Annotated in this window: 19 protein-coding genes; 10 read left to right on the top strand and 9 right to left on the bottom strand. The window is 52.1% G+C overall.

Features of this window, described 5'->3' with window-relative positions; all coding sequences use genetic code 11:
* A partial coding sequence (locus EVJ23_RS13805) for a helix-turn-helix domain-containing protein (protein WP_145963268.1) occupies positions 1-298 on the bottom strand: 298 nt, incomplete at its 3' end.
* A gap of 210 nt (positions 299-508) precedes the next feature.
* Here EVJ23_RS13805 and EVJ23_RS13800 point away from each other — a divergent pair.
* Both EVJ23_RS13800 and EVJ23_RS13795 read left to right on the top strand, forming a co-directional pair.
* Positions 509-1,453 (top strand): aldo/keto reductase, encoded by a 945-nt coding sequence (locus EVJ23_RS13800; RefSeq protein WP_236633791.1) that lies wholly within the window; start codon positions 509-511, stop codon positions 1,451-1,453.
* A gap of 50 nt (positions 1,454-1,503) precedes the next feature.
* On the top strand, positions 1,504-1,974 hold the full coding sequence (locus EVJ23_RS13795) for a peptide-methionine (S)-S-oxide reductase (RefSeq protein ID WP_131466105.1): 471 nt from the start codon (positions 1,504-1,506) through the stop codon (positions 1,972-1,974).
* Between the two features lie 33 nt (positions 1,975-2,007).
* Here the strand turns inward: EVJ23_RS13795 and EVJ23_RS13790 are convergent, their stop codons facing one another.
* Both EVJ23_RS13790 and EVJ23_RS13785 read right to left on the bottom strand, forming a co-directional pair.
* Positions 2,008-2,250: a hypothetical protein gene (locus EVJ23_RS13790; protein ID WP_131466052.1), complete on the bottom strand. Its 243-nt coding sequence runs from the start codon at positions 2,248-2,250 to the stop codon at positions 2,008-2,010.
* Positions 2,251-2,268: 18 nt separating this feature from the next.
* The gene (locus EVJ23_RS13785) at positions 2,269-2,901 is read right to left on the bottom strand and encodes an HNH endonuclease family protein (RefSeq protein WP_131466054.1); all 633 of its coding nucleotides are present in this window, start codon (positions 2,899-2,901) and stop codon (positions 2,269-2,271) included.
* 255 nt (positions 2,902-3,156) lie between these two features.
* Here EVJ23_RS13785 and EVJ23_RS13780 point away from each other — a divergent pair, with 255 nt between their 5' ends.
* On the top strand, positions 3,157-4,350 hold the full coding sequence (locus EVJ23_RS13780; RefSeq protein WP_131466056.1) for a DUF4317 domain-containing protein: 1,194 nt from the start codon (positions 3,157-3,159) through the stop codon (positions 4,348-4,350).
* Positions 4,351-4,759: 409 nt separating this feature from the next.
* Here the strand turns inward: EVJ23_RS13780 and EVJ23_RS13775 are convergent, their stop codons facing one another.
* Entirely contained in the window at positions 4,760-6,205 is a 1,446-nt protein-coding gene (locus EVJ23_RS13775; RefSeq protein WP_131466058.1) for a DEAD/DEAH box helicase, read from the bottom strand.
* A gap of 290 nt (positions 6,206-6,495) precedes the next feature.
* Here EVJ23_RS13775 and EVJ23_RS13770 point away from each other — a divergent pair, with 290 nt between their 5' ends.
* Both EVJ23_RS13770 and EVJ23_RS13765 read left to right on the top strand, forming a co-directional pair.
* Positions 6,496-7,578 (top strand): alpha/beta hydrolase, encoded by a 1,083-nt coding sequence (locus EVJ23_RS13770; protein ID WP_201739244.1) that lies wholly within the window; start codon positions 6,496-6,498, stop codon positions 7,576-7,578.
* Complete coding sequence (locus EVJ23_RS13765; RefSeq protein ID WP_131466060.1) at positions 7,575-10,352, top strand: glycoside hydrolase family 3 C-terminal domain-containing protein; 2,778 nt, start codon at positions 7,575-7,577, stop codon at positions 10,350-10,352. Before EVJ23_RS13770 ends, EVJ23_RS13765 begins: the two co-directional genes overlap by 4 nt.
* 36 nt (positions 10,353-10,388) lie before the next feature.
* Here EVJ23_RS13765 and EVJ23_RS15355 read toward each other — a convergent pair whose 3' ends face one another.
* From EVJ23_RS15355 to mntA, 3 genes are all read right to left on the bottom strand, one after another.
* Entirely contained in the window at positions 10,389-10,622 is a 234-nt protein-coding gene (locus EVJ23_RS15355) for a hypothetical protein (protein ID WP_233589705.1), read from the bottom strand.
* A gap of 215 nt (positions 10,623-10,837) precedes the next feature.
* Positions 10,838-11,245: a type VII toxin-antitoxin system HepT family RNase toxin gene (hepT, locus tag EVJ23_RS13755; protein WP_070327990.1), complete on the bottom strand. Its 408-nt coding sequence runs from the start codon at positions 11,243-11,245 to the stop codon at positions 10,838-10,840.
* Positions 11,238-11,645, bottom strand: a complete 408-nt coding sequence (gene mntA, locus EVJ23_RS13750; protein ID WP_070327991.1) for a type VII toxin-antitoxin system MntA family adenylyltransferase antitoxin — start codon at positions 11,643-11,645, stop codon at positions 11,238-11,240. The genes hepT and mntA overlap by 8 nt, the downstream gene beginning before the upstream one ends.
* Before the next feature lie 129 nt (positions 11,646-11,774).
* On the opposite strand from mntA, the gene EVJ23_RS13745 reads away from it, so the two are divergent.
* From EVJ23_RS13745 to EVJ23_RS13730, 4 genes are all read left to right on the top strand, one after another.
* Positions 11,775-12,266: an LURP-one-related/scramblase family protein gene (locus EVJ23_RS13745; RefSeq protein ID WP_070327992.1), complete on the top strand. Its 492-nt coding sequence runs from the start codon at positions 11,775-11,777 to the stop codon at positions 12,264-12,266.
* Between the two features lie 13 nt (positions 12,267-12,279).
* Entirely contained in the window at positions 12,280-12,822 is a 543-nt protein-coding gene (locus tag EVJ23_RS13740) for an NUDIX hydrolase (RefSeq protein WP_131466064.1), read from the top strand.
* Complete coding sequence (locus EVJ23_RS13735) at positions 12,794-13,366, top strand: DUF1349 domain-containing protein (protein ID WP_131466066.1); 573 nt, start codon at positions 12,794-12,796, stop codon at positions 13,364-13,366. The genes EVJ23_RS13740 and EVJ23_RS13735 overlap by 29 nt, the downstream gene beginning before the upstream one ends.
* Before the next feature lie 201 nt (positions 13,367-13,567).
* Positions 13,568-15,958 carry a carbohydrate binding domain-containing protein gene (locus EVJ23_RS13730; RefSeq protein WP_070327995.1) on the top strand — a complete coding sequence of 797 codons (2,391 nt, stop codon included), beginning with the start codon at positions 13,568-13,570 and terminating at the stop codon, positions 15,956-15,958.
* A gap of 47 nt (positions 15,959-16,005) precedes the next feature.
* On the opposite strand, the gene mprF is transcribed toward EVJ23_RS13730, so the two are convergent.
* On the bottom strand, positions 16,006-18,504 hold the full coding sequence (mprF, locus tag EVJ23_RS13725; RefSeq protein ID WP_236633789.1) for a bifunctional lysylphosphatidylglycerol flippase/synthetase MprF: 2,499 nt from the start codon (positions 18,502-18,504) through the stop codon (positions 16,006-16,008).
* A 259-nt stretch (positions 18,505-18,763) separates the two neighbouring features.
* Between mprF and EVJ23_RS13720 the strand changes: the two genes are divergently transcribed.
* Positions 18,764-19,627 (top strand): DegV family protein, encoded by an 864-nt coding sequence (locus tag EVJ23_RS13720; RefSeq protein WP_070327997.1) that lies wholly within the window; start codon positions 18,764-18,766, stop codon positions 19,625-19,627.
* A 47-nt stretch (positions 19,628-19,674) separates the two neighbouring features.
* On the opposite strand, the gene EVJ23_RS13715 is transcribed toward EVJ23_RS13720, so the two are convergent.
* Positions 19,675-20,217: a histidine phosphatase family protein gene (locus EVJ23_RS13715; RefSeq protein WP_070327998.1), complete on the bottom strand. Its 543-nt coding sequence runs from the start codon at positions 20,215-20,217 to the stop codon at positions 19,675-19,677.
* Positions 20,218-20,222 lie beyond the last annotated feature (5 nt).

Genomic DNA, 20,222 nt, shown 5'->3' with positions numbered 1-20,222 from the left:
TGAACACCGGGAAGCCGGCCGTCCCGGCGAAGAACTTCGCGAACGCCGCGTCGAGGTGAAGCTTCGCGTTCGCGAGCGCGAGGCTGTCCGCCTCGGCGAGGAACGGGAACAGGGGCTTGTACGAGGCGGGTGTCGGCAGTTTTCGCTTCGGGCCGGTCCCAGCCTTCGCCTCCTCGTGGATGGTGATGCGGTCCTCGAGCAGCTTGTTGTAGACGAAGCGGGCGCAGCCGATCGTCCTGACGAGGAACTCGGCCTGTGCCGCCGTCGGGTGGAGCCTGTATTTGTAGCCCTTCAGCATGTCTCCGCCTCCTCTCGGCCGATGATCGTGATGAACGTCTTCCTCATCCGATACCCGCGGCGGGGGAAGGGAAATCTGACGGAATCACGAACTTCTGTTCGTCATATCTGTCACAGGGGTGGCCAAGAGGTTTATGTACGGGCGATTCATCTCCCACCTACGCTGGGCTTCGCCCCAGACGCTTAGAGGTGGGAGAATTCTCGCTTAATTATGTTAAAAATGAAAAAACGACCATTGGGACATTCAGGGATTGAAGTATCGGAGATCGGCTTTGGAGCATGGCAGTTAGGTAATGAAAAAGACTGGGGCAAGATGACGGATGAAGAAGCGATCCATTTAGTGGAACAAGCAATGGATGAAGATTGCACGTTTTTTGATACGGCACCAAACTATGGAACCGGGAAAAGTGAAGAGTTGATCGGAAAAGCCGTTAGAGGAAAACGAGATCAAGTCGTCATTAGTAGTAAGGGCGGCCATCATTCAAATGGAGAGCTGAACTTTGAACCAGAGCAGTTACGGTTATCTGTCGAAAGTAGTTTACGCAGATTACAGACCGATTATTTAGACTGCCTCTTACTACATAATCCTCCGTTCTCAGCGCTAACTAGTGAATCTCCGCAGTTTGAGTTACTAGAACAGCTAAAAGCTGAAGGGGAAATTAAAGCGTATGGGGCTTCGGTTGATACGGGAAAAGAAATGACCGAATTAATCAAGCATACCGACAGTCAGGTGATTGAGGTCATGTTCAATATGTTTCATCAGGAACCAGCCGAGTCAATCAAGCTGGCATACCAACAAGGCGTCGGAATCATTGCCAAGATTCCACTCGATTCAGGTTGGCTAACTGGAAAGTATGATCGTCATAGTAAATTTAGCGGGATTCGGGACAGATGGAGTGAAGAAGAAATTCAGAGAAGAGCTCGATTGGTAGAAAAAGTTCGTCTCATTCTTGGAGAAGAACGCTCGATGGTACAAGCGGCACTCCAATATGTTCTCTCTTTCGAAGAAGTGTCTACCACCATTCCTGGGGCGAGAAATATTGCACAACTGCAACACAATATTTCTGCATCAGAAGGTGAATTATCGAGGGACGTCCTACATGAGCTCCACAGTCTATGGGAAGAAGAAGTAAAGGATTTAAAGCTACCTTGGTAACATACCTCAGCATTTTTTATGATACTGCTTTTGAAAAAGGAGTGATTCTAATCGAGACCATCTATTTAGCCGGAGGTTGCCTATGGGGCGTCCAGGCGTTCATCAAGACGCTACCTGGTGTCATTGAAACGGAAGCTGGACGTGCGAACGGGACGACGAACACGCTTGATGGGGACTATGATGGCTACGCCGAATGCGTTAAAACAACGTTTGACCCAGAAGTCGTTACGATGGATGAATTGATGGATTACTTGTTTGAGATCATCGACCCGTATAGCGTCAATCGTCAAGGCGAGGACGTCGGGGAGAAGTATCGGACCGGTGTCTATAGCGAGGATCTTCGGCATGTGGATGCGGCCCGTGCGTTTATCCACAGACGGCGTGATGTCGATCGAATTGCGCTCGAGGTGTTGCCGCTCACGAACTACGTACGGAGTGCGGACGAGCATCAAGACCGGTTAGAACGCTGTCCGGACGATTATTGCCATATCCCGCAAACGTTGCTCCACAAATACAAATAAGAGCCGACACAGCGTTGTGTCGGCTCTGTTTCGTTAATCGCGTGTGAGTACGTTGACGAGTAACTGATGCACGACGTCATGGTCGCGCACATCATGTAGCTTGTAGTCGTGTCCGGGCAGTGTATACCACTCAGCCGCCCCGACGTAAGTGATGGTGAGTTCGAGCGTGCCGTCTTCTTGACACGTCGTCTTCAGTTCGAGCTCTCCGCTAATGACGCCGACTTCTTCAGTCATAACGCCATGTGAGGCTTTGAATGTAGAGGAATGTTGATGCATAGCAGACTCCTTTCTGAATCAGTAAATGCAAGCGTTGATGGCGGTTTGAAGGGCCGCTTTCTCTGATGACTGGAGGCTCAGTCCCCAACGGCTCTTCGTCTCGACCCACATCTTCGCATAAGCACAACGAGCCCCGGTCCGTGTCGGCTGCCATGTTGACGGGTCTTGGTCACCTTTTGAGCGGTTCGAGCTGGCTGAGACGGCAATCAGTTGCGGGCCAGTTAAATCGTTGGCGAAACTTTGGCGTTTCGTCGTCGTCCAACTGTTCGCGCCTGAACGCCATGCTTCAGCCAAAGGTACGACGTGGTCGACGTCGAGGCTAGATGGCGACGTGAATGTGACACCATCGTAGTAACTGTACCATGACCCTGACGTGACCGGGCAGTCGCCGACGTATGAGTCCGCGTCGCGTTTCAAGACGATTTGACGGGTGTCACAACCGTTGCCTTGACCGCTCCAATGCGGGAACAAGTCACGGCTATAACCGGTCATCGCACCTTCAGTCTTGACCGTCAACGCGTTCAGCTTTGTGAGGGCGCTCGATTTCGACGGGATACCAGGTGGGAGCGCCGAAGCGGTCGGAGTGGTTAAGTGAAGCGTCGTGACGACTAAGACGATGGCGAACAAAGAACTGATGCATTTTTTCAACATGTTTGTGCCTCCTATTATGTATGACGACTGAACGACTCGCATCTATAATTTCTGGATGCACATCGAATATACACGGCAGAGTCAGCTGAAAGATTGAAATTTACGAAAATGAATCAAAAGATTAGAGAAGTTGAGGTCAGGGACATGAGACATGACATCAGACGTCCCGGCTTTAGAACTACTGACATACGCGTGAGCAACAACTATTGGTATAATGAAGTCGGTTTGTAGTCAAGAACGAAGGAGTTGGAACAGATGAATCAAAAAGACATCGCGGCAATCCGCAAGCATTTCAAGTTGAATGCGGAAGCGGTCAAAATCGCTGAAATTTATAATATTTACATCCGGCAAGACAGCAACGAGATCTTCCACGAAGAGATGCGGTCGTTCCCGTTTTTGGAGCAAGAGCACCAAGAGCTATTTTTGACGAGTTTTAAGAAAGTACTCGGCGGCAAGCTCGACGAGAAGCTGTTTGAAGTGAAGTTCGAGCACCCGGAAGCGGGTCAGACCGACCATACGCAGACGCTATTGTACAAAGGACTGCAGACAGAAGACTTAGAGGACTGGGCCGCCTCGATGCAGAAAATCGCGTTGAAGATGGTTCAAGACGCCCCGTTCGAGAAAGATGTCGTCGTCACGTTCATTCGCTTCCAATACAATAAACCGACGCGGCGTCATTCTGAAGAGACGGAAATCGATATGCGCGACGAGGTGTACACGTCACGGTTCATCCTCGGCAGCATCAACCAGACCGAACTGCCGAAACAGTCGCTCGTGTTCGACTTTATCGAGCGTGAGTACAAATCGAACGTCTTCATCAATCCTGTCATCAAACTCGACGCACCCGTCGGCGGTTTCTTATTCCCATGTTTCACGGACAACGCGGCCGACGTCAACCATGTCTTGTATGCGGCCCAGAAAGCGCACCAACCGGACTTCGGTTTTATCGATAACGTATTGAATGGAACCGAGATCGTGACGGCGATCGAAGAGAAAGCGATGTTCGAGGAAGTCGTCAAAGCTGTCATCGGGGAAGAAGTCAACTTGGCGACGCTCGCCACCGTCTATGAAGAAATCAATTATTTGATCGTCGCGGAAGAAGAGCGTGAGGACGAGGATGAGACGGTCCCGATGCTTGACGCGCGAGCGGTCGAAGTCGTCTTGAAGGCGAGCGGTGTCGAGGACGTGACGACGGAGAAAGTCGAGCAGGCGTTCAAACAAGTTGTCGATGACACGCAATACGAGATGAAGGCGAGCAGCGTCGTCCCGAAATATACGTCAAAGTCGATTAAAATCAACACGAAAGTCGCGAATATCACGATCAGCCCGCAAGACTTGAAATACGTGAAGCAAGTGAACGTGAAAGGCAAACGGTGTCTGTTAATCGAATTAGAAGAGGACACGGAAATCGAAGGGTTCAAGTTGATCTCGGAAGAACTGTTCGACTAATTCATCTCGGCTGGACGAAATCCGTTGCACCCGACAGAGCTGATTGAGCATGTGCTCGCAGCGATTGTTCTCTTTACAATGTTATGTATTTCGCGGGAAATGGCGAACGGTGATTCATACGCTGGCTGTGCTCTGTGTGCAAGGTAGGAATGACCGGATATCGTGCGCGAAACAATGCGGAATTGAAATTTTTAGAGTGAGAGATGAAGGTTCAGGCGACATTGCCTGAGCCTTTTTTTGACAATCGCGTGAGGAAGGTTGAATTCAAGACGTGTTATCGGTATGATTCTGTTGAAAGCGTTCTCTCGAAACCGATATTTTTTTACTGTTTTTCGAAAGCGCTTTCGATAACGTGGTCAAAACACAAAAAAAGGCCCGGAGAGATCAAACTCTCCGAGACCTGGATTGGTTATTTATGTGCTTTACTCACTTTTAATTTTTTGCCTTTGATCGGTGTCGACTCCATCGCCTGAAGGACGAGTGAGCCTTTCCCGTTCAAGATGTCGACGTACGTCATCTGATCGGTGATCGTAATGATGCCGATGTCTTCAACGGTCACACCTGGGATTTTGGCGATCGTGCCGACGAAGTCGATGGCACGGAGTTTTTTCTTCTTCCCGCCGCTGAAGTGAAGCTTCAGGATGTCTTGGTTGATGCGCGCTGTCTTGTTGTTACGGACGACGCGTCGACCGCTCAACTTCTCTTCGAACGCCGCTTTGCCGCGAGCGACTTGTGCTTCGGTTGGGGCGTCCATCGTCGGGATCTCGAACTTGATGAACGCTTCGATGGCGCGAACGAATTTACCTTCATAAGGTGTCGCGAGCGTAAGGGCTTTCCCTTTGTTACCGGCGCGGCCTGTCCGTCCGGTCCGGTGCACGTAGCTCTCTTTTTCCATCGGGACGTCGTAGTTGATGACGAGATTGACGTTATCGATATCGATGCCGCGTGCTGCGACGTCTGTCGCGACGAGGTAACGGAAGTTGCCCGTTTTGAACCCTTCCATGACGGCGAACCGGTCTTCTTGCTCGAGTCCACCGTGGAGCCGTTCACAAGAATAGCCGGCCTTATCGAGCTCGCTGTACACGGTGTCGACATGTTCTTTCGTCCGGCAGAAGATGAGACAGCTGTCAGGATTTTCGACGACAGTGATGTCTTGTAACACCGACAACTTGTCTTCATTGCGGACTTCGATCAAGCCGTGCTCGATCGTCGAGGCCGTGACGCCAGCAGACTCGATCGAGATGCGGGTCGGCTCGTTCATGTGTTGTTTACACAGACGCTCGATGTCGTTCGGGAACGTGGCCGAGAACACCATCGTCACGCGGTCGGTCGGTAGCTTTTGAATGATGGCTTCGACGTCGGCGAGGAAGCCGCGGTTCAACATCTCGTCCGCCTCATCGATGATCAAGTACTTGATCTGGTCCAAGACGAGCGTTTCGCGTTCGATATGGTCCATGACCCGTCCCGGTGTCCCGACGACGATATGCGTCTTCTGTTTCAAGTCTTCACGTTGTTTTGAGAACGGTTCTTTCCCGTAAACGGCAGTCGCCTTGATTCGTTTGAAGCGGCCGATGTTCGTCATGTCTTCCCGGACTTGGACGGCGAGCTCGCGTGTCGGTGTGAGAATTAACACTTGTGGTTTGTTTTCTTCCCACGCGATCATTTCAGTGATAGGAATGCCGAATGCGGCCGTCTTGCCGCTCCCGGTCTGCGCTTTAACGACTAAATCTTGGTGCTCAAGTGCGAGCGGGATGACTTTCTGTTGCACTTCTGTCGGTGCCACGTACTTCATGATACCGAGTGCGCGTTGGATGTCTTCACTTAAGCGGTAGTCCGCAAAGTTTGGTTGATTCATATGTTTACCTCGTTTTCGTGTAAGAAACTTCTGTTGTAGAAATTTTCATTAGCAATTTAGTTTACGTCTCATTATACACGAAAGGGAGCGGTTCGTCGTTCATCCGTGAAATCGAGCGAGAGCGAAGGGGGAGAGGTCGAACTGACTTTTACCGTCTAACGCTAGTTACGTCAACACTTCACCGATGATACTGTCGAATTTGAAGCCGTGTCTGAAAAAGTAAGATTTAAGTCAACAGGTAAAGTTGTCATCAGCAAGGTAGCGGTGATTGAGAAAGGAGCATTCAGTTCATGTCGACTCAAAGTAACTCATACGAACGGTTAGTTGACGAGTTAAGTGCAGTACATATTCGTGAGACGATTGATGGCGTCGAGACGACAATCAAACCGATCCCGGACTTAAACAAACAAGGCGACCTCGACCCGCGTGTGTTGGCGAACAAAAATCAACACGTAACGGGCGATGAGACACCGGCACCGTTTGACCTTGAGGCCGTCCGCGCAAGTATGGGCTGGCCGAACCGTGACGTGACGACACGTCCGATCACGACGGAATCAATCTCGATTCCAAGTCTTGAAGGCGACATCCCGGCCCGACTCTATCGGCCCGAGTCAGACGAGCCGTTACCGGCCGTCCTGTTCTTCCATGGCGGCGGCTTCTTTGGCGGGACACTCGATACGGTCGAGAACCCGTGCAAAGCGCTCGCTGAGAAAGCGAACGCGGTCGTCGTCTCGGTCGACTATCGGCTCGCGCCGGAGCATCCGTTCCCGGCTGGCTTACATGATTGCTTTCAAGCGGTCAAATGGGTATACGACCAGGCCGATGAGCTCGGGGTGTTGCGAGACAATATCGCCGTCGCGGGCGACAGTGCCGGGGGAAATTTGGCGACCGGCTGCTGTTTACTCGATCGTGCGCAACAGACGAGCATGATCAGCTTCCAGGCACTCATCTATCCGGTCGTCAATTTAGGTTCGGTCCCGACAGATGATTACGCATGGGACATCGCACAATACGATATCCGACATCATCACGACTTGATTCGCGGGATGGTGCTAGCGCTCAGCGACGCGGATTCGATGTTCAACAACATTTATTTACAAGGTGCGACCGACGTGACGCATCCGCTCGTATCGCCCTTGTTGGCGGACGACTTGAAGAACCTCCCGCCCGCGCTTATCGTGACGGCGGAGTACGATTATTTGCGCTTAGAAGGCGAGGCGTATGCGCGGAAACTCGCGCGCGACGGCGTGAAGACGAGACTGATCCAATACCGAGGGATGGACCACGCCTTCATCGATAAAATCGGGGACTATCCGCAAGCTGAAGACTGTATGAACGAAATCGCAAACGAAATGAAGGAGCTGACAACATGAAACATTACACTTTGAACTGGGATACGTATAAACAACTGGCGCGAACGGCGGTCGCCGAAGGGGCTGTCCTCTTAAAGAACGAACAGACGCTGCCGATCCAGGCGGGGACGACCGTGTCCGTGTTCGGCCGCAGCCAATTCAATTACTATAAGAGCGGGACCGGCTCAGGTGGGATGGTCAACGTCTCCCACGTGACGAGTCCGCTCGAGGCGCTCCAAGCGAGTGAAGGCATCCAGCTGAACGAGTCGCTCCTTCAGACGTATGAGGCGTGGGTCGAAGAAAACCCGTTCGACAAAGGTGTCGGCTGGGCCGGGGAACCGTGGTCACAGCCGGAGATGGCCGTCACGGACGCGCTCGTCGCGGAAGCGGCAGCCAAGTCAGATATGGCGCTCATCATGATCGGGCGTACGGCGGGTGAGGACCGTGACAACACGGCCGACCCGGGCAGCTACTTGTTGACCGAGATCGAGCACGAGTTGATTGAGAAAGTGTCGAAGGCGTTTACGAAGACGGTCGTCGTCTTGAACGTCGGCAACATCATCGACATGAAGTGGGCGACGGACTATGAGCCGAGCGCGATTCTTTACGCATGGCAAGGGGGATTAGAAGGCGGGACGGGACTCGTCGATGTACTCACAGGCAAAGTCAGCCCGTCCGGCAAGTTGACAGACACGATCGCCCGGTCGATTGACGACTATCCGTCGACGAAGAACTTCGGTCACGCCGACAAAGGAATTTATCAAGAAGATATTTATGTCGGCTATCGCTATTTCGAGACGTTCGCGAAAGACGAGGTGCTCTATCCATTCGGTTTCGGGTTGTCGTATACAAGTTTCAGCACGGAAGTCGTTGAAACGAGCGAACAGAACGGTTTGATTACGATCAACGTCGCGGTGACGAACACCGGGGCAGTTGACGGGAAAGAAGTCGTCCAGTTGTATGTCGAGAAGCCGCAAGGCGTCCTCGGTAACCCGGCGCGCGCCCTCGTCGCGTTCGATAAGACAGGTCTGCTTGCACCAGGAGAGCGGCAAACGCTCGAATTCTCCGTCCCGGTCACGGACTTTGCGAGCTATGACGATCGTGGCGTCACCGGACACGCATCGAGCTTTGTCTTAGAAGCAGGGACGTACCGGATTCACGCTGGGACGGACGTCCGTTCAGCTGTCGCGGTCTTCGACTATGAGCTCGCCGAACTACAAGTCGTCGAGACGCTCAGCGAGAACATGGCGCCGGTCACACCGTTTGACCGCATCAAGCCGGTCGCAAGCGGTCAAGGATATGAAGTCAGCTATGAAGAAACACCGCTGCGCCAGGTTGACGTCGAGGCACGTTATCTCGCCGAACGTCCGATGCAGCGCCATCAGACAAGCGACAACGGCTTGAAGCTGACGGACGTCTATCACGGGAAAGCCGAGCTTGAGACGTTCCTCGACCAGTTGACGGATGAGGACCTCGCCTGTATCGTCCGCGGACAAGGCATGAATTCGCCTCGCGTGACACCAGGGACGGCCGCCGCGTTCGGCGGCGTGTCGGACCGTTTGAACGAGCTCGACATTCCGGCCGCTTGTTGCGCGGACGGTCCGTCTGGTATCCGGATGGACATCGGCACGAAGGCGTTCGCGTTGCCGAACGGGACGCTGTTGGCGTCAAGCTTCAACGTGGCGTTGATCGAAGACCTGTTCGAGATGACGGGACTCGAGATGCGGAAAAACCGCGTCGACACGTTGCTCGGACCAGGGATGAACATCCATCGTAATCCGCTTAACGGACGGAACTTCGAGTACTTCTCGGAAGATCCGCACGTGACGGGCAAGATGGCGATCGCCCAGTTGAACGGGATGCACCGCGTCGGCGTGACCGGTACGCTCAAACACTTCAGCGCCAACAACCAAGAAGCGCACCGCCACGACATCGACTCGGTCGTCTCGGAACGGGCGTTACGCGAGATTTATTTGAAAGGGTTCGAGATGGCGGTCAAAGAAGGCAAGGCGACGTCGATCATGACGACGTACGGTGCCGTCAACGGCGTCTGGACGGCCGGGCTATATGATCAGAACACACGTGTCCTTCGCGACGAGTGGGGCTTTGAAGGTATCGTCATGACCGACTGGTGGGCGAAAGTGAACCACCATGAAGATGAGCCGGCGAACCGTCAGAACACGGCGGCGATGGTCCAGTCGCAGAACGACTTGTACATGGTCGTCGACCGTCCGGATACGAACTCGTTCGACGACAATACGGGAGCGGCACTCGCTGCCGGTACGTTGACGCGGGCGGAACTGTTGCGGAGTGCGGCGAACATTTGCCGCTTCGTCTTGCAGTCTCCGGCGATGGAGCGTCTGCTCGGGCTTCATGACGGTTCAGTCGAAGTGATCGGACTCAACGAAGAAGAAGGACAAACGATCGATTTCGATGTGACGTATCAGCATCTTGCGAACGGAGAGAGCGTCAGCTTGATCGACGCGGACACATCGACGGGGAACACACACGTCTTCGCCGTATCGGTCGATGAGACGGGCACGTACGACGTGACGATCACGGCCCGTTCGGAAGCAGGAGAGCTCGCTCAAATGCCGGTGACGCTATTTGCGAACAACATCCCGGGTCCGACGTTCACGTTCAACGGAACGGGCGGGGAATGGGTGACGCAGACGAAGCAACTGTTCTTCTTGAACCAACACAACTACTTGCAGCTCTACTTCACACTCGGCGGTCTCGACGTGAAAGACATCACGTTCACGCTCACTGACTCGTTCAGTATGAAGAACGGATAATTGAAAAACGCCGTCTCGGAAACGAGGCGGCGTTCTTTATATGCGTTCAAGTGATTTTACGGCGTGACGTAACGTCTCGGCCTCTTCATTCTCCCATCCGTTCCGGTCGATCGCGTTGAGAAGCTGGTATGTCGTTTTGATGAGGGCCTGTTTCAGCTCTTCGATCAATACAGTTCCCATGAGCACGTGACGTGTATCACTGCCTACGTATAGGAGTTCGGCCTCTGTCGCGTTCACTTTTCTCGCAATCACATCGTCTCGTCCGTCCATAAAGGAGAATGAATACTTTTCGTGTAGTGGCGCGGATAAAAGGGCACGACAACTGTCAATCCACCATTTCAAGACGATGACGACAAAATCGGACCATCCATGGCCAGGGAAATATATATAAGAGTCAATAATGAAGGAGATATCACCGACGATTTGAGTTTCATAAGTTAAAGAGTCGACATTTAGTTCGATTGAGATTTGTTCGCCCATGACTGTCACAGATCTAATTGGAGAATGATTTTTGTGAACGTTTTAAAATCATCGATGTGCTTTTCGAGAATCGCTTCAAGAATTTCGAGTTGGAGTGCTTGGTAGTCGTGGACGGCGATATTACGGAATCCGACCATGTTCATGAGCGTCTTCGCTAAGGCACTATCAATGATACCTGCTTCCTCGAGCATGATGAACCCGTCCCGGCTCGCTTTGGGTACGCCCAACTTCTTTTGACTGACTAGGTACATCGCGATATCGATACTCGCTTCACAGGCGCGTTGGATGTTGAGAATGATACTGTCTTGCTTCGTGAAATCGTTTAGGTGATCTGGATTATCGTCATACACGTCATGGATTCGCTGAAGACAGCGCTCGATTGTCGTCACTTTGTTCAACACAACATCATTCATCGAATACACTTCCTCTAGCTTTGATTTCTTTCAAGACGATGTCTCGTTGTTCGTTCAATTCGGCATACATCCGAAAGGCTTTCATCTGTTGTCGCGTAAATTCGTTCTGATCTTGAATCGATAATGGAACGCCCTCTGAGAAAATTTGCATGGCAAAGACGGTGTCGACTTCACGGATATCGATCAAGTCGACGTCTCGCCCGCATAGAAGCGCTAATTCGCTCGCCAAGGCAAAGCGATTATATGGTGAGAGTCGCTTCTGACCGAAGTATGCTAAATCGACATCACTATCCTCACGATCTGTTCCTTTGGCGAATGACCCGAATAACAAGATGAAATCAGCGTCGGTCTCACGTTGAATCGTTTCAGCGACAGCTTGTTTTACTTTTTCAGAAATCAATCTCTCACCTCCTCATCTCATTATACGCCCTGTTGTGTCGGCCTGAACATTCATTCCATCAGAAAAAATGAACCATAGTCGGGTATATACTCGTATAGAGGACAACAGACATAAATTGGAGGGATGACGATGAACACGCTTTACATGAAACAGAAAGTCTTCAGCTTGCGCGGACGGTTCACGATCAAGGACGCGGATGAAAACGATATGTATTTCGTCGAAGGGAGCTTTATGAAGCTGCCGAAGTCGTTCACCATCTCGGACAAGGATGGGCGGGAGATCACGACCATTACGAAAAAGACATTCAGCTTCTTACCGAAGTTTTACGTCGACGTCGAGGGTGAGGAGACGATGACGATCTCAAAAGAGTTCACCTTCTTCAAACCGCGTTATACGATTGACGCAGCAGGGATTGAAATCGATGGCGACTGGTGGGATATGGACTTCGAGGTGACACAGAACGGGCAAGTCATCGGCAGCGTCCAGAAAAAATGGTTGTCATGGGGCGACACGTATGAGATTCAAGTGATCGATGAGACGATGGAGCACATGCTCATCTCGATCGTCGTCGCCATCGATTGTGTGAAATCAGATCAAGCGGCAGCGAGTGCGGCCACATAAAGGGGATTGAACGATGGAGTTTTGGGACGTCTATAACGTTGACCGAGAAAAGACAGGGCGGACGTGGCAGCGGGGCAATCGTCTCGAGAATGGCGATTACCATCTTGTCATCCACGTCTGTATCTTTAACAAGGATGGGCAGATGTTGATTCAACAGCGCCAACCGTTCAAAGACAGCTGGTCGAACATGTGGGACATCACGGTCGGCGGCAGTGCCACGGTCGGCGATACGAGTCAACAGGCGGCGATGCGCGAGCTTGAAGAAGAAATCGGTCTGACACTAGACTTAACAGACACACGCCCACATTTGACGATCAACTTCGACGAAGGATTTGATGATATCTATCTCGTCGAAACGGAAGTCGATCTCGATAGCTTGACGCTCCAGGAATCAGAAGTCCAGGCGGTGCAGTGGGCGGACGAGACGACCATCCTCGACATGATTCGGTCAGGAGAATTTATTCCGTATCACGAACCGATGATTCCACTTCTGTTCGCGATGCGAGGCCAATGGGGAGGGATCAATCATGTGGCAGCAGTACACGTGGATCAATGAGCCGAGAGCAACAGACGTACAGGAGAGACTCACCTTCCAAACAGAAGCCGACACCGACTTTTGGCGGAACACCCATTATGGGTTCAACCGGATGACGGCGCACGCCTTGGTGAAGGACATATCGGCCAAGCGCTTCACGTGCCAGGCAACGATTGAGATGAAGCCGAGCCATACATACGACCAGGCCGGCATTTTGTTGTATGCGAATGACGACCATTGGCTCAAGACGTCGGTCGAGTATATCCCGGATGGACCGTCACACCTTGGGGCCGTCGTCACGTCCTTTGGTTACTCGGATTGGTCGACGCGGGACTTTTCGAACGAAGAAGTGAACGGACCATTGACGTTCGAGCTCGTCTACACAGACGGTGATGTCGAGGTGTTCTTCGAATATGGGGACGGCAGGCGTGAACAACTAAGAATCGCCCATCTCCATGACGTGTCGACGTTACGCGTCGGACCGTACGCCTGTAGTCCGGATACGGAGGCGCTTGGATTCAAAGTCACGATTTCAGATTGGACAGTCATCGAAGAATTGACCTAATTCATAGGTTGATTCTTTTTTTCTTTATTTCATTTTCATTTCACTTCAAGAAAATGGTTGAATCTAGGTAGACGAAAAAAATATAATAGAACTAACGAAAGCGCTTTCGGAAAACGCTTTCAATTTGGTGCGTAGCTTTAGAGTTGAGGCAGGGACGGTTTTCGTGTGTCTGCCTTCATTTATGTCAAAGGAGGGATTTTGATGAAGAAATGGGTAGCACTTGCTCTCGGTACCGGACTTGTCTTGTCAGCCGCACAAGGCGCATCTGCCGAAAAGCCAGAGAAAAAAGACAATACGAAATGGAAGCTCGTCTGGGCGGATGAGTTCAGCAAGAAAGAGATCGACCAGGCAAAATGGAATTTCGATACGGGGAACTGGTTGAAAGATAACGACGGTAATCCGGTCGCACCGGGTTGGGGAAACAATGAGAAGCAATTTTATACGGACAAAAACGAAAACGCTTTCGTAAAAGACGGCAAGCTCGTCATCCGCGCCAAACGGGAACAAACGATGGATGAACTCGGGACGTATGACTTTACGTCGGCGAAGCTGACGACGAAAGGCAAGTTCAGTAAAACATACGGTCGCTATGAGATGCGGGCAAAACTACCGACAGGGAAAGGCTTGTGGCCGGCGTTTTGGATGTTGCCGGAACAAGACCGGTACGGTGCCTGGGCATCGTCTGGCGAAATCGACATCATGGAATCATGGGGCAGCCAGCCTGACAAAGTCGCTGGGACGATTCACTATGGCGAGAACTGGCCGAACAACAAATATACAGGCAAAGATTATCACTTTGAAGAAGGTGACGGCATCAATCAATGGCATACATATGCCGTCGAGTGGGAGCCTGGCGAGTTGCGCTGGTACGTTGATGGAGAGCTCTATCAGACGCAAAACGACTGGTACTCGAAAGGGTTGAACCAGGCGACGAAGTACAGCTACCCAGCGCCGTTTGACCAAAACTTCTACCTCGTGATGAACTTGGCCGTCGGCGGTTGGTTTGACGGGGACGTCGATGCGACGACACCGTTCCCGGCCGAGATGGAAGTCGATTACGTTCGTGTGTTCGATTTACAGAACCGCGACTACCGCAAGGCGGTCGAACCGGTGTACACGGACGAAGAAATCGTATTGCCCGACGGAGCGAAACAACCGTCTGAAGACGGAAACCTCGTCTACGACCAAGATTACACGGAGCCGATCACGACCGTGACGAACGGTTCGCAAGCGCTCGATCCGACGTACTGGAACTATGTGGCCTTGCCAGACTTTGGCGGCGTCGGGACGGTTGATGTCATCGAACAAGCAGGCTCACGCTTTGCCGACATCTCGATCACTCAAGCCGGCAGTCAGCCATATTCGCACCAATTGATTCAAAACGTCTCACTCGGTAAAGGCGGACACTATAAAGTGACGTTCGACGCGAGTGCCGATTCGGCCCGTTCGATCGCCGTGAAAGTCGGCGGCGGACCAGACCGCGGCTACGCGAAATACTCGGATGAAGGTTCATTCGATTTGACGACAGACGTACAGACATATTCGATGACGTTTGATATGACGGAAGACACGGATCTCGCGGCGCGTCTCGAGTTCAACATGGGACTTAGCACGTCAGGCGTTCAAATCGGGAACGTCCGTGTCGAACAAGCCGAACGTGCAGCACTTGACCCGAACGCGACGAAACCAGCGCTCGGCGACGGGAACTTGGTCTACAACGGAACGTTTGACCAAGGCGCGATGGACCGCTTGACATACTGGCAGTTCGACCCGGGCGCAACGAAAGGGACGGCTACAGTTGACGAGAAGTTGCGTCACTTCAAGTTCGTGACGAACCCGAAAAAGGGCGAACCGGCAACGCTCGTCCAAAACGGGATTCAACTGACGGAAGGTCATGACTACGTGTTGCGCTTTAAAGCGAGAGCGGAACGCATCAAAGCACTTCAAGTCGGTTTGAATGGAGCGGACGGCAACGCGTATCTCCCGCTTCAAGACGTCGCGTTGACGCGCGAGTTTGAAACGATCGAGATCCCGTTCACGATGGGACAAGCGACGGACCTGTTGAGCCAGCTCCAGTTCGTACTCGGTTCGGCGAAAGGCTCAATTGAGCTTGACGACGTCAAACTGTTCGATGTGACACCGATCGCGATCGACCCGTCTCCGCTGAAGAACGGATCGTTCACGGACGGGTTGACACATTGGGGCTCTTACGTGCACTTCGATGCGCAAGCCGCGGTTGAAGCGGTGAACGAAGCCGCTCAAATCTCGATCGGGCAAGAAGGACAGGAACCTTGGAGCGTCTTGCTTGAGCAAGGCGGTCTTGAACTGCACCAGGGACAGACGTATGTCGTCCGTTTCGATGCTTCTTCGACAGTCGCGCGCAACATGGAAGTGACGGTCGAGAACGCGGCGTATACGCGTTACTTGAGCCAAATCGTTCAAGTCGGACCTGAGACGAAAACGTATGAGTTTGAGCTCACGATGGGACAAACCGATATGACAGGATTGAAATTCTTGCTCGGACGCACGGACGGTTCACCGCTCGGTGCGCACGATGTGACGATTGATAATGTCAGTGTGACAACGAAATAATGTAAACAAGGAGCGTCTCGACATTTTCGAGGCGCTCCTTTCGCGTGTCATTGAACGTTTTTTCGACTGATCAGCCGTGCCGTGCGCAACAAGGAAGGCAGGAGCGTCCGTCGTTGCCGGAATGCCAAGTAGCGGCCTTCCCACGTCGGTTTGAACTTGTTCTTAAATTGCCTTAACCCACTGAACGGATAAATGTAGCTGATGTTCTCGAAGATGTCCGCCGCGATCCGCTCGGGCCAGTAAGCGAACGTATGCTCACCGACCGATGCGAGTGGGGCGACTCCGAGCCCGACATCGGCATACCCATTCTCTCTCGCCCACTCGATTACGTGAAGAATCAGTACTTCGATTGAGCCGGGCGGAGCGTCACAACACGAGCGCATCAAGTCAATCGATACGGTACCATGCCCGCGCAGCAGCGTGATGAAGGCGACGATTTGCCCATCGACGTCCTTCAGCAGCGCCGTCGGATAATGTGATAGGGACTGCTCGTTGAAAAATCCGAGCGAGAAGCCTTTCTCACTGCGATTGCCGATCCATTCTTCGGAAATATCTTTCAGCGAGGTGATGATCGCCTCGTTCGGTCGCGTGATCACGTCCACGGTAAAGCCTTTTTTTATGAACTGGTTGTTTAGGGAGCGCATGTTCGCGCGCTTTTTACCTGTCAGTGAGAACGTATCGACATTGATCGTCGCCTCTTCGCCAAGCTTGAAAAACGTGAAGCCAGCGTCATGCAGGCGCGGCATCCAGTTCGGTGTGGCTTGATAGAACAACGGGACATAGCCGAGATGGTCGGTCGCCTCAATGAACTGAATCAACAGCTCGGAGGCGGCACTCGTCTCACCTTGTATGTCTCCTAAAACGATTGCGTGATTACCAGATAACGCGAACAGCAGGCAGGCGTTGTCATCAGGGCCATAATAGACGCGCTTGTCATTCATGTAAGCCAAATCAAACGTGTGTGATGTCGCATGCGTCGTCTGGAACCGTTCAAAGCGCACCGGTTCGAACGCCTCACCAAGACGGGGACGTTTCAGACGGTTAAACAAGACAAACAGGACACTCAATAGCAGGCCTGATATCATGACAGCGCTCACGCTTAACAGGGCGGCTTGATCCGGTTCAAAGAAAATCGTGTCGCTTTGACTGAATGACTGGAGCAAAATCGCATGTGTCCCGACATATAGACTGACATACAACACGTTTCGGAAGAAGCGGCTGATGGTCAGGATCGAGCGATACCGCGTGTGCTGGTTTCGGGTCAGCCAAACGAACAAGGCAAATCCGACCACGACCAACGCTTCGAACAAATTGAACCCGCGTGCGAATATACCAAGCGTCGCGAAGAAGAACGACACAGCCGTGATCCACAGCACCCGTTTCGTGCGGATATACATGCCGTAGGTGCTCACTAACGTCAGGAGTCCGGCAACGAACAGACAAAGCGTCCCGACCCATTGCATCCAAGGAGCTGTCACATAAAGCGGGGCCACACTCGGGAGCAGCGTTTGAAACCAGAGGACGAGACTCGTCATCAAAGCGATCAGACTGCCGGCGAGCCGACCGGTCTTGGCGAGTGTCCGCAAAACGGTGCGCCAGACGACCGTCCCGATTTCATACGATGAGCCGATTATCGGTTTGTATTCGATTTGTTTGACGACCTGGTCCCCGAAGGCGATCGCTGCTAAAAACAAACCAACCATGAACGGGACGATGAAGTAGACGAACCGATAGACGATCAAGGATGACAAGACAATCTCTTGATCGATGCCGAGCTGCGTCATCCCGACCAAATACAATAGATCAAACGAGCCGGCTCCGCCTGGGACGAGTGAAACGACCCCGACGATTGTGGCGACGATGAATACGCCCAGCATACTAGCAACCGGGGCGTCCCCGCCGAGGAGATACAAGGCGTACAAGGCGACGAGTCCTGCTGTCACCCATTCCGCGAATGATGTGGCGATGTAGCCGAGTAACGTCGACCAGCTCAAGTTCGATCGTTTGCGGGTCATATAGATGTAAAGTGGCAAGACGGCTAGCGTTGCCAGCAATATGGGCCAAATCCACTGCTTCGTCGATATCAGCGTTGTGGCCGGAAATAGGCCGGAGAGGACCCCGATCGACAGTAGAGACAGTCCGCTGATCAGCGTCGGTGTCATCCAACCGATAGCCCGGAGCAGTCGCAATGTATCCGTGTACGGACGATACAGCGAGGTCCTGAGTGCGATGCCGATGACGCCGCCGAACCCGAGCATGCCGTTCATCGAGTTGGTGATCCAAGCCGCACGAAGCAACTTGTGGAACGGGATATGAACGTTCAATGAGCGGAGTAAAAAGTAGTCGTATCCGGTCATCGTCAGGACAGCGAGCAAGCCAAGAAGGATCAAGCTGGATTGTTCGAATCCTGTCAGTTTTTCTAACGCCGAGAAGGCGGCTGCGAGCGATAAGTTTTGTAGTTCTTGCCCGCTCTGATAAAGAATCAGGCCAATCAATAGGAATGGAACCAACCATTTCAGCTGCTTCCAAGAAAGTCGTTTTTGCATCATGTCTTCTCCTTACGGCTACAAGCTTAGTGTTAGCATTATATGCTGTTTTGCATGTGAGGAATAGTGAATCCTGTAGTGTATACGACCCGAATTCGCACATCGATTCAAAAACATGAATAAGTCGCACATTGAGCCTAGTAAAAAAACATCAAACCCTCTATATTTGGTACACTAAAGGTGTCCTGTCTTGACGTCTTAATCGGCGTAGTGAACTAGGACGATTCCCGTCACCTTAGGAGACAATTTGGAGGATACTATGATTAAATTACTAGCCGACTCAACTTGCGATTTATCAGACGACATTTTAGCAAAATATGATATCGGTGTAGCTCCGCTCATCATCACGATGAACAATAAGTCGTATGAAGACCGCGTCGATATTCAGCCCGATGAGTTTTACGGAATGTTGGAAGCGCTACCGGAATTTCCGACGACGGCGATGCCGAGCCCGGCGACGTTTTTGAAGCTGATGGAAGATGCCGTCACGGCCGGCCATCACGAAATTTTATGTATCTGCATGTCGAGTGGGACGAGTGGTTCGTATCAATCGGCCGTGCTCGGCAAAGAATATTTTGAAGAGGCGCATCCGGATTCGACGGTGAAGATTCATATCGTCGATTCCCGTTCGATGAGCCACGGCAGCGGTTGGTTACTTATGAAGAGCGCACAGATGCGTGAAGCGGGTGCGACGTTCGAGGAACTCGTCGACTTCAATGAGGCGTATAAGATGAAAGTGAAACACTTCTTGTCGGTCGACGACTTGGATCATTTGATCAAGAGTGGCCGTATCTCGAACGCGAGCGCGATCATCGGCAAGCTGTTGATGGTCAAGCCGATCATGAGCATGAAGAACGGGAAAGGTGCCATCGTCGCCAAAGAACGCGGAACTCGGAAAGTGCTCAAGCACTACACGGACGAGTTCATTAAACGCTACGACAAAGACGTCACAAACTTCATCATCATCGGTTATACATCGGACCAGAAAATCGCTGAGAACTTGAAAGTGAAAATCCAAGCCGAATCGGACTTCGAAGGTGAGATTTATCTGATGCAGATGGGTGTCTCGGTCGGGACTCACGTCGGTCTAGGTGCGATCTCGATGTTCTTTGTGGAAAAGTGAAGCAGTGAAGCCGTCTCGTGATGAGACGGCTTTTTCTGTGGATAACGTTATCCACAGGCAGGGTCCGACCAGACGCGTTTGACTGAAAAAAAGTTATCCACAATTTCCAACTGATAGACGTCCGGATTACTAAGATTCCGCCACGTCTCGAAATCAAACTGGTTATCCACATGTTGTAACAAGAGCGCGAGCAGATTGCCGTGTGTCACGAGAATCGTCGGACCGTTTATTTGAGTGACGACGTCCAAAATCCGAGCAGTTGCGTCTAGGCCCGACTCAGCTTCGGGTAACTTGAACGAAGGGTCGTCGAACGAGTGGCGGAGTAGGTCGAACCAATCAGCCCGCGGTTCGAGCGAGAGGATGCGCTCACGAAGCTTCGGTTCCTGTTCAATCGTTAAGTTCCGCTCGTTAGCGACAGGTGTGATTGAAGCGACGGCCCGAGTGTAATCGCTCGAGATGATGCGCTCGATCGGGACGTCTTCGAAAAAATCGCGCAAGGCGATCGCCTGGATTTGACCGGCTTCCGTGAGCGGAGCGTCCGGCTCTTGACCGGTGGCCGAACAGTGACGGACGAGGTAGATGGTTGGCATAGTGG

The sequence above is a fragment of the Exiguobacterium sp. SH1S1 genome, assembly GCF_004337245.1.
Classification (GTDB): domain Bacteria; phylum Bacillota; class Bacilli; order Exiguobacteriales; family Exiguobacteriaceae; genus Exiguobacterium; species Exiguobacterium aurantiacum_A.
This window is presented reverse-complemented; position numbering and strand designations above follow the sequence as displayed.